Origin of the sequence: Tepidanaerobacter acetatoxydans Re1 (assembly GCF_000328765.2) — a bacterium.
GTDB classification, from domain to species: Bacteria; Bacillota; Thermosediminibacteria; order Thermosediminibacterales; family Tepidanaerobacteraceae; genus Tepidanaerobacter; species Tepidanaerobacter acetatoxydans.
In genome coordinates this window covers 668,495-681,674 of sequence record NC_019954.2, presented here as the reverse complement: position 1 = coordinate 681,674, position 13,180 = coordinate 668,495, and the positions used below count along the sequence as shown (strand labels likewise).

Here is a 13,180-nt window from a genome sequence, read left to right as displayed (position 1 = left end):
TTACATCTGTCCATGTTCATTTAAAGACAGCAATGCGTCTCCGATCTTTATATTTTCAGCAAATCCTATCGGCCCCTCAAGAACTTTTTTTGTACCTTTGATTCGTCGCCCAAATTTCCATGGATTCATGGTTTCTTTTGCTAATACAATGTTTTTCTCATCTAAATAAACCACATCAATAGGAAATCTCATAAAACATGTATGTATGCTTGAACATGGTGAAAGCAATAGGCCTTGATTCGATGGTAGTTCGGCTCTCAGCATTAACCCTATAAATCTCCTTAAAAAGCTATCTGCAATCTCAATGTCCATCACATTTGACCCTACGATTATTTGCTTTTTCATTAAACTCCCTTAAGCGCAGAAATTACCGAAGGAATAGCAGGACCTAATATTATTATGAAAGTCACCGGCAAAATAAAAAGCACCATAGGCACCATCATCTTTACCGAAAGCTTTTGTGCCTGCTCCTCCACATTTTGTTTGTGTGTAAGTCTGATTGCAGCAGCCTGAGTTTCCATTACATTCTTTATAGATGCCCCCAATTCATCCGCTTGGTTAATTGCCCCCACAAAAATATAAATTTCATCACACTCGCAGCGCGCTGCCAGCCGTTCCAAAGCTTCTTTACGTGGTATTCCCATGGATATTTCCCTTTGAGTTGTATCTAATTCTTGAATCAAAGGACCTTCCATGTGCTCGACAACATAAGACAATGCCTGATCAAAACCGAGCCCGGCCGAAACACTGACACTTAGCAGGTCCAAAGTATCAGGAAGCTGATGATAGATAGCTGTTTTCCGTTTAATAATGTTTCGCTTTAAATCGAACCTGCTTAAAACCAAACCGGCATAAATTCCCAGCATACCAAATAAAATGCGCAAACTTACAGATAACCCGAGCATGGTGCTGTATAGTACCATGCCCACTACACAGACAAAGGTAAACAGCAAAACTGCAGCCTGGTATTCCCTGGCGCCCATTCGGATTTCAGCCTGTTTGAGTTGCTGGTTTAAGCGCTCCTCAGAAGCAGCATTTACTGGAATCAAAACCGCAAAAAAACTGATAATTCGTCCTAAAGTCGGTTTCACAAACCTTTCTTCAAATGGTTTGTTTAATTCATCATTTTCAACCTGTCTATTTCCAGCCTTAGACTTTTCATCTAAACGCTGCTGCATTGTAATTTTTTTACTAAATATGGTTGTAAATGTCATATAAATCAAGCAATATACTAATAGCGCCCCACTCCAAGCAAAAAGTGTATTCATTTGTATTTCACCACCAAATCTAGGGTTTTATGCATCAGTACTTAATGTCTACAATTTTATAAATGGCCAGAAATCCCAGGCACTCCATTATCACTGATATAAATATCATGATGTGCCCGTATGTAGTAGTAAAAAATATACTGGTATAGTCAGGGCTAATAATCGAAATAATAAGAAGCAATGCAATTGGTATAATGCCTACAATTTGGCCGGAAATTCGTCCTTGAGCGGTCAGCGTACGCACAGACCTTTTGATTGCCAAACGGTCGCGTATTGTCTGTGAAATATTGTCCAAAATCTCTGCCAAATTACCGCCAACCTGAAGTTGAATCACAACTGCGGCAGTGAGTAGACGCATATCTTCACTCTTCATTCGATCTGCAATTTTTGACAGTACCGTTTCAATATCCATTCCTAGCAGCAGTTCACGACTTGCTGTACGAAATTCAGAACCAAGAGGATCCGGCATATCTTTAGCCAAACTTTCTATTGCCTGCGTCAGAGAAAACCCCGCCCGCAATCCGTTGGCAAGTATTTGCAATGCATCACCAAGTTGTTTTTCAAACTGTATTTGCTTTTTATTTATAGACATTTTCAGATAAAGCGGCGGTATAATAGCGCCAATTAGAACCAAAGCCATACTTCTAATTACGCTCTCAGTAATGGTGTAAAGCAGGACAGCCGGAACAACTGCCAAAAATATCCAAGTGAGAACAAATTCTTCTGGCCGCATTTTAATCCCAGATAAGCTCATATCATTTTGCAAGCTCTGGGATATATATATATTAAAAAGTTTTGGCTTCTTCTTTACCCATTGCCTGTTTTGCCGATCCTTGGCCATATTGGCTCCAATCTCAGTCAGCCGTTTTTGAACAACCAACGTTTTTTGATTGAACAAAACCAATACCGACCTCACAACACAATACATAAAGACCGAAGCGGGAATCACCAGTAGCCAGCTCACAGCCATCACTCCTTCCTAAACCAGTCCTCTTTACACATAGTCCCGTTATTGCGTATCTTTTCCACTACTCTCGGAACAATCCCTGTTGCTACAAATTTTCCGCTGATTCTGCCAGAATCATCATAGCCCTGAGGATGATATACAAAAACATCCTGCATCGTGATCATGTCACCCTCCATACCAATAACTTCTGAAATATTGATTATTTTTCTACTCCCGTCTCTAAAACGGGCCTGATGCACAATCAAATCCACCGCAGATGCAATCTGCTCTCGAATAGCCTTTGCCGGAAGTTCCATCCCCGACATCATAACCATTGTCTCCAGTCTGGATATCACATCCCTGGGAGAGTTGGCATGCACTGTTGTTAATGAACCTTCATGACCAGTGTTCATGGCCTGCAGCATGTCCAAGGCTTCTGCAGAGCGTACCTCTCCGACAATAATTCGATCAGGCCGCATACGCAGTGCATTACGAACCAGATCACGAATAGTCACTGCACCCTTTCCTTCTATATTACTCGGCCTGGCTTCTAAGGATACTACATGATTTTGTGCTAATTGGAGTTCTGCCACATCCTCAATGGTAACTATTCGTTCTTCATCCAGAATATATCCAGACAGCACATTCAAAAGCGTTGTTTTACCTGAGCCGGTGCCGCCGGAAACTACGACATTGCACCGACCTTTAACACTTGCCTCTAAAAAGTGAGCCATAGCTTGTGATAACGAGTTAAATCCAATCAAATCACCAATTTTAAGAGGTGTGGACGAAAATTTTCGTATAGTTATAGACGGACCGTGAATAGCAATCGGCGGTATCACTGCGTTAATACGCGAACCATCCGATAACCTAGCATCTACCATAGGATTAGACTCATCACAACGTCTTCCCAAAGGAGATACAATACGGTTAATTACTTTAAGTACATGACTATCATCCCGGAAACGTGTCCCTGTTAATTGCAGTCTGCCTGCGCGTTCAATATAAATTTGATTGGCACCGTTAACCATAATTTCCGATATGGTTTCATCTCGCAGTAAGGGTTCTAATGGCCCAAGACCCATAACTTCATCAAAAACTTCCTGTGCTACCTTTGCCTCTTCTGCCCGTGTTAGCGATTGCCCCTGTCGGCTAATAGAGCGATGAATAATATCCATTATGTCCGCTGAATCTGAAGTATGTTCTATGCCGTCTGCAAACTGCCGATTATACTCATCGATTACTTCCCTGTGAACTACTTCACGAAGTGACGCAAATTTATCTATTTTTGCTGCTGGTTCTTTTAATGGTTCAGACGAAACCGGTGATGATAGAGCTGAGTCACCGGTCTTTATCTTTTCTAATCTTTCCAACCAACTACCGCTCATCTAAAATCACCGCCGTTTATACTTATATATCAAAGAGTTCTTTTTTGCCCCTTTTAAATCCATAAGGTTACCACCATCAATTTTCAATGCAAGTTGCTCGAGACCCTTACTTAATTTGCTCATGGGATAGCTTTCTACGACAGGCTTCCCAAGATTAACCGCTTCTGTTGCAGCCCTATAATCATGCGGTATTACCTGCCAAATAGGCCTTGACAGCACTCTTGCAATATCACTTTCTCTAATTTGTCCGTTCAAATCATCGCAAACAACCAGTTTAATTTTTTCAGAATCAGCAAGGGCTTCCACAATTGCCAGACCCTTTTTTGCATTTCTAAGAGAGGCGATATCGCATTTTGTTATAAAAACAATTACGGAAGCACAATCCAAACATACTGTTGTAATGTCATTTAACACAGGAGCAGAATCAATAATAATATAATCGTAATAAACCCTAAGTACTGATATAATTTGTTCCGCTTGCCTGGCAGTGATTGCTGCCCCGTCCTCAGGACTATTTGGAGCCAATAATGCACTGACCCCTGAACTGTGCAGAGCTAGAAATTGGCGAGTTAAATCCGCATTGGGACTTACTTGCTCCTGAACTAGCTCTGAAATGGTACTACGATTGGAAAGCCCTAGCATAGTTCCTACACATCCAAATTGGAAGCTGTAGTCCAAAATTACAACTCTATTTTGTCGTTGTGCAAGTTTTACCGCTAGATTGACGGCAACTGTTGATTTCCCTATACCACCCTTAGTTCCAAATACTAAAACAACCTTGGATTTACTTGGAGACGCAGAACTGTTTTCAAGAGATAAAATTCTGTTCACCTCATTGGTAAAAATCCCTTTTAGCTCGCTAATCAATGCAGCCGGCTCCATTTGCGCCGGAAGAATATAATGAACACCTGTTTCAATGATTTTTTGTAAAGCGTCTAAATCATTTTCTTGTGTAAGTACAACAGGGACAGAACGGGGACGCAGCAGATAAATTTGCTGACAAGCACGAAGAGACATAGGAGATGTATTTGTTACCAAAATTAGATCAGCTGCTGTTTTACTTATTTCTTCAAGAACCCTGTTTTCGTCTGATACAATTCCTACAACGGAAATTTCATCATCCCTAAGATATATTCTTAAGCGCTGGCATTCGCTTTCACTCCCAAGAAGCAAAACCTTTACTTTCATCTCGAGTCCCCTCCCTTGCTTATTTTACTTGCTTATTTTATTTGATCGTATTTTCGAAGACTTCACCTCTTGGTTCTGAAATCATAGTCTTGTCTTCTTGCGGTCTCAGCGACAATCGTATTGTCCCCTCTCCATCGCACATAAGAGCAAGTTGAGCTGCTTGTTCAGGAGTAACTCCTAAAGTCACGCTTTGATAACTTGTCTTGGTATCATCTTTATAAAAAACATTATCCAAAGCAACTACCTTAACATTTTGCAAAGCCGTAACCGCAAAATACTGTCCATAATTATGATAAAGTGTCTGAGAGTTCACAGGGTTTTTGGCACCCGCAGCAGAATTAAGATACGAAGATGCCGTAGTGTCACCGCTTCCTCCATCAACTTTATTGACATAAATGACATCTACATAATTTCCCGCTTTTATTGTTGCGGCAACCCCTTGCTCGACATCTACCGCAATAGTTACAGCGCGCATACCGTTTTCAAGCTGAGTTGCAAGTCCCAAAGAAATGTCCTTTTCTCCGGCAATACGATTGGACGTGATTACTTCTCCTGCATAAATATCTGATTTGCAAATTTTTCCTACTACATCGCCTATTTGAGTAAAATAATTTTGAATTCCATCACTTGCAGTAATATTCTGTGCCGACACCATCTCCGCCGTAATCTTTGTATATGGCGCAATATTCTGCGTAGCAGTAACAACAGTAATTGTTTTTGAATTTAGGGCAATACTCCCGCCCTTTTGCAAATTTGAAACAATCAAATATAAACTTATACATGTTACGAGCGCCGCTATTAGAGCGATAAGACGGATTTTTTTAAGCGACAATATGTTCACCTCTGGCATATATTTATATAGTCATTTAATATGAATAGATACATAATTTTTTTGCAAAGCCCAAAGGCTGAATTTTCTAAAATAATCACAGTTAGGAATAAATCAAAGCGGACATTGCGGACGGTGCAATAATGCCCGCTTTGATATTTATAGGTAACAATCAAATGCCAATTTTTTCAGGTATAAACTTACGGCTGCAAACTATTAAGGAGTTCCTGCAGATTCTTCTAGAGCATCTGTGACTTCTCCAAAAATGCTCTCTAGACCATCAGTCATGCCCTGCAGAGCAACAATCAAAATCACAGCAACCAAGGCAATAATAAGACCATATTCTACCATGCCTTGTCCACTTTCTTCCGAAGTAAACCAATTTAGAAAATTGCGCATACTATCACCGCCTTTTTTATAAAATATGTAGAAAAAATTTTTACATGGCATTTGATTGGGCACCCCAAAGCAAAGAATGATTAAGGAAGCTGAGCTACAACGCCATTGACTGCATCCAAAATCTTACAATATACCTCAGTGCTGATTGCACCGCTCGTTCCTGCCACCGCACCGATAGCCATAATTACAACTACAGCAATAATCAGCGCATACTCGGTAGCGGCTTGTCCACATTCTTTTGAAATACAAGAGAAAGGCTTTTTTATGCACATCATATACATACACCTACCTTATCCTATAAATAGAGGCTAAAATGACGTTATGTAAGGGTAAAAGAGGCCTGTGAGAAATCCAATCATAATATGTGCACACATAGGAAAGCTGCTGTTCCATGTCAACATCCGAAATTTAAGCCCGACAAAGCAATAGAGTATAATAGCCGCTGCAATGCCGGCTAAGAAATAAAAGACTCCAGGATATCCGACAGTAACGGCGATTGCCATCACCAGCTTCAAATCTCCTGCCCCAATGCCTATAGTGCCTTTCCGCCAATAAGTAAAGACTGCAGCACCGCCAAAAATTCCAATTGTGATTAGAAATGCCCATAAAGCGCCAATAAGAGAGGTGATGCCGCCGTCAATAAATCTGTAGACAATACCTGTCATAAGTAGAAATAGGACAATTTCATTTGCAATTATATGAATATGATAGTCAATTATTGCGCTTACAATTGCCACAGTGATAAAGACACAAGTCAATACAGCACTTGTAACCGGCATCAACCAAAACGCCGCTGCATATAGTGCAGCATGCAAAATGAAAAGTATAAGCTTAGTTTGCTGCGATAGTTTGAGCAAAGGCATCTCAATATTTCGCTGATTACATTTGTATCTAAGGATATGACTAACAATTTTCGGCAGGAATAAACCAATTCCTATACCAAGAATTCCTCCTATAGCGGCAAAAATTACGTTTTTCATTCCAACACCCCCTTTTAAAAATAAGAACGACCGGGGTAAGTCCGGTCATTCTTATTACATTCTCATCGGCACTGCCATCAGTTCAAATCACTTAAACCGTGTTGTGCCCGATAATGTAGACATTTTCGAGCGCTTGTGATATGCTTTAGTCATAGAAAATAAAATGATGCAGATGAGAATGTATTATAATGCCTGAGAATAGCGATTCACATGTTTTTAAGTCATATTAAAGACACTATGTAAAATTTCTATCAAAATATAAAAATTTAAGGGTTATGTAATTTTATGGTAAGCACGGAAATGTCTACCTTTTCTTGCAAATTTTGATAAATTTTTTTTTGTTTTTTTATTTTAGTCTCCTCTGACCCATCTTAAGAATGTATCCTGCGATATGCCTAATTGTTTTGCTGCTGCCCTAGAGGCAATTTCTTGCTTTTCCCAAGATTCCTTAAGTGTCCAAAATTCTTTTGGAATTGCTTTACGAGGTCTGCCAAACTGCACCCCACGCAGTCGCGCTGCGGCAATACCTTCCGCCTGACGTTTTCGAATATTTTCTCGCTCAGTTTGTGCCACATAAGAAAGGATTTGCAACACCAGATCGGCTATAAAGGTGCCTGTAAGATCCTTTGTTGCCTTCTGCGTATTTAATAGAGGCATGTCTAAAACTACAATGTCTGCTTTTTTTTCCTTTGTAATAATACGCCATTGATTTTGTATTTCCTCATAGTTGCGTCCTAAGCGATCTATTGAATGAATTACCAACATATCGCCTGGTTTCAAAAGCTGCATCAACCGGCGGTATTGGGGACGATTAAAATCTTTGCCGCTAAGCTTATCAACAAAAATATTTTTGGATGGAACCGGGAAGTTTTGTAAGGCAATCCGCTGGCGATCTTCGCATTGATCTTTTGAGGATACACGAATATAGCCGTAAACTCTTGCTTTCATAAAACAGCCTCCTTGTATAATGTGTTTTTATCCTAATACTAATTGAACTATGGATAAAACTAATCCTTCAAATGCTACATCAACATTTCTTTGCAAGATATGGCAGAATTCATGCAAACCTGGCGAAGTGCTCCGTTTTTAGCACTTCAAATACTTCCCCTTCGATAGGACATATTTAATTGTCAGTATTTAACATATTAGTGATTTAATTACAAAAACCTCCTTTTTTTAATTTTAAAATCAATATATAGTATTCCTTTTTATGATTAAAAATCTTATACAGTTATTTCTAAAACATCATCAAGGAAAAGACAGAAAATAAAGGCTTAGTAGATAGTTAATAAGATTGGTTATTGATGAAAAGCAATAAAAAGTCTTATATGAAACAATGCTCCCCCAAGATATGCAGATTAAATAGTAAAAATCCATTTACCAAAAAGAAAGCATTATTATGTCTAAAAGAAGCCTATTCGCTGCATTCTTATAATAAGATAGTTTTTATCAAATATTTTGATTTTAATGGCTTATTTTAATAATTCTATATAACCTCATAAAAATCCTTCTATATGAATACAATAAGTTCCAAGAAGTTCCAAATAAAAAGCTGCTACGAGATTATTTATCTCTAATAGCAGCCTTTTTATGTTGAAACATGTATTATCTTGCTTTTTATAATTTGCTCACTACTTCATATTGCCTTTGTAATGCTAAATAACTTTTTGTAAATATCATATTAGGTCATCTTCGTATGCATTAAACTATGGAATATAAACCGCAATTATCTTTGTAGCTTTGTAGTTATGGTTTTAAGACAACCTTGAGTCCTTCCCCATTAATTACCTTTTCAAATGCTTCTTTCCAATCATCAAGATCATAGACATTACTTATTATTGCCTTTGTATTAACTTTTCCAGTTTGCATTAAATATAAAGCTAATTCCCAAGAACTTGGTTTTTGGCTTCTGCATCCAGAATAGCATATTTCTTTTTGAATTATTTCTTCCAGTCCTATTTCATTATAGGGTTTCGTAAAAATTCCAACCTGGATTATTTCTCCTTTTTTTCTTATAAGGGAAATTCCTGTATCTAAGGCCTTCACAGATCCAGAGCACTCAAATATTTTATCTGCGCCATACCCATTGGTAAGACTTCTTACTATACTTCCTAAGTCTTCTTTTTCTATATTTACAGTTCTATCTATTCCTAACTCATCGGCTACTTTTAGTCTCTCTTCATCATTTGTTAGTCCTGAAAGAATAACATACCCTCCCCTTGCTTTAACAATTTGAGAAGTTAGTAGCCCTATAGGACCAGGCCCACAAACAAGGACAATGTCTCCTAATTCTACGTTTGTTTTCTCTAACACAGCATGGGCAGCACAAGCTAATGGTTCTGTGATAGAAGCCGATAATAGATCTACATTATCGGGTAAAATGTGAACACTTTCTTTTCTTGCGACAACATACTCGGCAAAACTTCCGTTTACCTGTGTCCCTAAACCTTTTCTATTAGAACATAAGTTGTAATCTCTGTTTATACAGTAATCGCAATCTTCGCAAATATAAAATGTGGTTTCACTTGTTACTTTATCTCCAATGCTTATTCCTTTTACGCCTTTGCCAACTTGAACAACGATTCCCGAAAATTCATGACCTAGAACAACCGGAGGTCGTAAGTTATTATATTCTCCCTTATAAGAATGAATATCCGAACCGCAAATACCTGAAAAGGCTACTTTTATTTTTATTTGATCATCTTTTGTTATTGGTTCTTCAATTTCTACAAGTTCCATATCGCCATATTTGTTTGTCTTTTTTAAAAGAGCTTTCACTTAGATCCACCTCCTGATTATTTGGGTAAAATCATTATCTTGTTATAATCTTCTTTCTCGCTTATAACCAAATCAACTGCCTCCCTAATTTTACTTAATTCAAAGCGATGGGAAATCAATGATTCCAAATTAATTAAGTCATTCTTTAGAAAATCAATACTTCTATACCATTCTTGGCCTGGAAAAGGTGCTGAATAGGAATTCCAAAAGCCTTTTAGCGTTAATTCTTTTCTAAAAATGCTTTCAAAAGCTTTTTCCGAAAGAAGAATGTCCGAATAAGCTATACCTAGATAGCTGACCTTACCTTTTTTCCTAGTTACTAATAAGGATTGCTCTTGAGTTACTGTAGAACCAGCACATTCAAAAGTTATATCAACACCCTTTTCCCTAGTAAGTTTTGAAATTTCCTCTACAGGGTCTTTTTCTTTAGCATTAATGCAAGCTTTAGCGCCCAGTGACTTTGCCTTATTAAGTTTATCGGTTGAAATATCAACAGCTATTATGTTATAAATACCTCCAATTTTTAACCATTGCATAACAAGCTGCCCTAGTGTTCCGCTCCCCATCACCGCAACAGTGTCACCAATATTCGGTTTGATTCCTAAAATTCCATGTAAGGCTACCGCCAGGGGCTCAATCATCGCGGCGCTTTCAAAATCAATATTTCCAATTTTAATTACATTAGTTGAAGGTACTCTGACATATTCTGCAAAACCACCGTACAAATCAGCTCCTAGCATTTTATAGTTATCACATAATGAAAAGTTTCCCGCCAAGCAGTTATCACATCTATTACAAGATACTAACGGAACAGCTACTACTCTATCTCCCATATTAACATTCTGAGCTTTTTCTCCCTTTGCCACAATTACTCCTGAAAATTCATGACCAGGAATAGCTGGTAAGTTATATTTCCATTTTTTTAATATTCTAGGATAATCCGAGCCACAGATTCCACAGGCTTTTACTTTTATAATTACATCATTTTCTCCACACACAGGATCATCAAAATCTGTATATCTAATATCATTTACTCCGTACAAAACGCCTGCTTTCATACATCATTATCTCCTTTCGATAAAATCTTTAAAGCAGTTACCTCCTGCACCTTTTAATCGGAAGTCAGGAGGTAACCTCTCTAATTCATTATTTTTTATTATTTATTCTTAATATGAGGCAAGATTCGAATAATAATTAATGATATTTATTGTCCTACAGTGCTTTTGTTTATCTTTGAAAAATAATGAATTAATCCAATTATTGCTATTACTACTAATATAATCCATCCCCAAGATACTTGAAACATTTTTATAATAAGCCAGTTTAGCAAATTTCCTCCTTCGTCTAGGCTTGAAATCATAGATGTACCTGCCGGAATAGCAAATTTAGCCTGCTTTGCCATTATAGTGTGTAGTGGTGCAAGATCAGTTGCCATATATAATGCTGTAGTCATTAATATTACACCAGTGATAACAGAATGAACTATATTTCCATTTGTAGCTCCTACGATAAATGCAATGTAGAATACTATTGTTGCGAGATCGCCAAAAGGCAATACTTTATTTCCAGGTAGAATAACTGCTAGAAAGATTGTTATAGGAATTAAAATTAGAGCGGTAGCTATTACTGAAGGGTGACCGACTACAACTGCCGCGTCTAATCCAATATAAATATCGTCAGCATTTTTAAATCTTTTTTGCAAAAACTCCCTTACTGATTCTGAAAAAGGTATCAATCCTTCCATCAGAATCCTAACCATCCGTGGCATTAAGAGCATAACAGCAGCCATTGATATACCAATTTGTGCTACACTAGCAAAATCGTAACCAGCAAGAATACCTAATAATAATCCTAGAATCAATCCCATCATCATGGGTTCTCCAAAAATACCAAATCTTTTTTGAATTGTCTCCGGATCAGCTTTTATATCCTTTAGCACAGGAATCTTTCCTATGATTTTCCCCAATGGAATCCCTAATACTGCATAAGCAACTGTTGAACCCGTTGGTAAAGATATACCTTCCAGATTGAAAAAATTCTGAACCATAGGAGCAGTCCAATCTGCTATTTTCAGTACAATTATTTCTCTGAGAATTGCAGCTATGAGTGCGAACATCACATTTCCTCCAGTTACAACATATACAAAAGCTCCTGTCGCTGCAAAATGCCAATAGTTCCAAATATCTATATCCATAGTTTTGGTAGTCCCAGTAAGAAGCATTATAAGATTTACTATTAATGCTAAGGGTATAATAAAAGCAGCAATCGGTGATGCCCAGCTTATAGCCGCAGCTGCTGGCCAGCCTACATCTATTACCTGCAATTGCAATCCAAATCTTTCTACCATAGCTTGTGCTGCCGGGCCTAAGTTACTCACAAGTAAGTCAATTACAAGATTTATACCCACAAAACCGATACCTATAGTAATGCCTGACCTGAATGCCTTGCTAAAACCTTGCCCAAAGCATATACCAATAATTGTCAACGCGAGCGGTAACATTACACTAGGGCCCAGGTCTAAAATGTATTGGACAATATTTAATAAATTATCCATTACTCTTTTTCACCTCCGAGTTTTTTAAGGTTAGATAGTCTAAAATTTGTTGATCTAACTTTTCAACCCCCATTCCTGTTAAATATCCCATTGCATTAACTACAGGAATTTTATAAGTTTTTGGTAAGATTGAGGTTGTAACCAATAAATCTGCTTCATTTTCTCTTGATGCTACTTCAGACATTTTACATTGAACAACATCTGCGTTAATCGCATTTTCTTCTATTATTTTTTTTACTCTTTCTGCGACAACCGTAGAAGTGGCAATTCCTGTACCACACGCTACTAGTACAACCCTTTTGCCGTTACTTCTCATGTTACCTCTTCTCCTTTTTAGCATTACTTTTTCATTTTTAAGCAATCTTTTATAACCCTTACTATCTCATCACCACCTTCTGCTTCTAAAATTTTTTGCAGAAAAGTATTATTTTGAAAGAGGCTTACTAACTGCTGAAGCATGTTAACTTGAGCATGTGGCGAGTTTAGCGCTAGCATGAATACTATATTTACAGGTAAGTCTTCAATGGGATTGGCCATATTTTTAAAAATTACTGGTTTTTCTAGAGTAGCTAATGCAATAGCTGGTTTTATTACATGTTCAGCATCTGTATGCGGTATTGCAATATTATTACTTCCAAGAAATAATCCTGTAGGAAAAACTTTTTCTCTATTCATAATTCCAACTAAAAAGCTTTTCCTTACATATCCATTATTTAGTAATTTTTTAAATAACATTTCAAATATCTCTTTTTGGCTTGTTACCTTTGCATTTACGATAATTAATTCTTCGTTAATGAGCTCTGAAATTTCCACTGAATGTAACCTCCTTCAACCTTTAGAACCACTTTTA

At 37.6% G+C, this 13,180-nt stretch carries 15 protein-coding genes; all 15 read right to left on the bottom strand.

Features of this window, described 5'->3' with window-relative positions:
• Positions 1–345, bottom strand: a complete 345-nt coding sequence (locus tag TEPIRE1_RS03190; protein WP_013777741.1) for a DUF192 domain-containing protein — start codon at positions 343–345, stop codon at positions 1–3.
• Positions 345–1,268, bottom strand: a complete 924-nt coding sequence (locus TEPIRE1_RS03185; protein WP_015294998.1) for a type II secretion system F family protein — start codon at positions 1,266–1,268, stop codon at positions 345–347. The genes TEPIRE1_RS03190 and TEPIRE1_RS03185 overlap by 1 nt, the downstream gene beginning before the upstream one ends.
• 34 nt (positions 1,269–1,302) lie before the next feature.
• Complete coding sequence (locus tag TEPIRE1_RS03180) at positions 1,303–2,238, bottom strand: type II secretion system F family protein (RefSeq protein ID WP_081460102.1); 936 nt, start codon at positions 2,236–2,238, stop codon at positions 1,303–1,305.
• On the bottom strand, positions 2,238–3,602 hold the full coding sequence (locus tag TEPIRE1_RS03175) for a CpaF family protein (RefSeq protein ID WP_013777738.1): 1,365 nt from the start codon (positions 3,600–3,602) through the stop codon (positions 2,238–2,240). The genes TEPIRE1_RS03180 and TEPIRE1_RS03175 overlap by 1 nt, the downstream gene beginning before the upstream one ends.
• A 6-nt stretch (positions 3,603–3,608) precedes the next feature.
• Complete coding sequence (locus TEPIRE1_RS03170) at positions 3,609–4,790, bottom strand: AAA family ATPase (protein ID WP_013777737.1); 1,182 nt, start codon at positions 4,788–4,790, stop codon at positions 3,609–3,611.
• Positions 4,791–4,827: 37 nt separating this feature from the next.
• Entirely contained in the window at positions 4,828–5,631 is an 804-nt protein-coding gene (gene cpaB, locus TEPIRE1_RS03165) for a Flp pilus assembly protein CpaB (protein ID WP_414929843.1), read from the bottom strand.
• Positions 5,632–5,835: 204 nt separating this feature from the next.
• Positions 5,836–6,018 carry a Flp family type IVb pilin gene (locus TEPIRE1_RS03160; RefSeq protein ID WP_013777735.1) on the bottom strand — a complete coding sequence of 61 codons (183 nt, stop codon included), beginning with the start codon at positions 6,016–6,018 and terminating at the stop codon, positions 5,836–5,838.
• 80 nt (positions 6,019–6,098) lie between these two features.
• Positions 6,099–6,293, bottom strand: a complete 195-nt coding sequence (locus tag TEPIRE1_RS03155; RefSeq protein WP_015294995.1) for a Flp family type IVb pilin — start codon at positions 6,291–6,293, stop codon at positions 6,099–6,101.
• A 33-nt stretch (positions 6,294–6,326) separates the two neighbouring features.
• Positions 6,327–6,998: a prepilin peptidase gene (locus TEPIRE1_RS03150; RefSeq protein ID WP_013777733.1), complete on the bottom strand. Its 672-nt coding sequence runs from the start codon at positions 6,996–6,998 to the stop codon at positions 6,327–6,329.
• Between the two features lie 351 nt (positions 6,999–7,349).
• Positions 7,350–7,946 (bottom strand): recombinase family protein, encoded by a 597-nt coding sequence (locus tag TEPIRE1_RS03145; protein ID WP_013777732.1) that lies wholly within the window; start codon positions 7,944–7,946, stop codon positions 7,350–7,352.
• 798 nt (positions 7,947–8,744) lie between these two features.
• Positions 8,745–9,776 carry a zinc-binding dehydrogenase gene (locus tag TEPIRE1_RS03140; protein ID WP_013777731.1) on the bottom strand — a complete coding sequence of 344 codons (1,032 nt, stop codon included), beginning with the start codon at positions 9,774–9,776 and terminating at the stop codon, positions 8,745–8,747.
• A gap of 17 nt (positions 9,777–9,793) precedes the next feature.
• On the bottom strand, positions 9,794–10,834 hold the full coding sequence (locus TEPIRE1_RS03135) for a galactitol-1-phosphate 5-dehydrogenase (RefSeq protein ID WP_013777730.1): 1,041 nt from the start codon (positions 10,832–10,834) through the stop codon (positions 9,794–9,796).
• A 146-nt stretch (positions 10,835–10,980) separates the two neighbouring features.
• Positions 10,981–12,330: a PTS galactitol transporter subunit IIC gene (locus TEPIRE1_RS03130; protein ID WP_013777729.1), complete on the bottom strand. Its 1,350-nt coding sequence runs from the start codon at positions 12,328–12,330 to the stop codon at positions 10,981–10,983.
• A complete protein-coding gene (locus TEPIRE1_RS03125) occupies positions 12,323–12,646 on the bottom strand; it encodes a PTS sugar transporter subunit IIB (protein ID WP_013777728.1) in 324 nt (107 codons plus the stop codon). Before TEPIRE1_RS03125 ends, TEPIRE1_RS03130 begins: the two co-directional genes overlap by 8 nt.
• Before the next feature lie 23 nt (positions 12,647–12,669).
• Complete coding sequence (locus TEPIRE1_RS03120) at positions 12,670–13,143, bottom strand: PTS sugar transporter subunit IIA (RefSeq protein ID WP_013777727.1); 474 nt, start codon at positions 13,141–13,143, stop codon at positions 12,670–12,672.
• Positions 13,144–13,180: the final 37 nt, after the last annotated feature.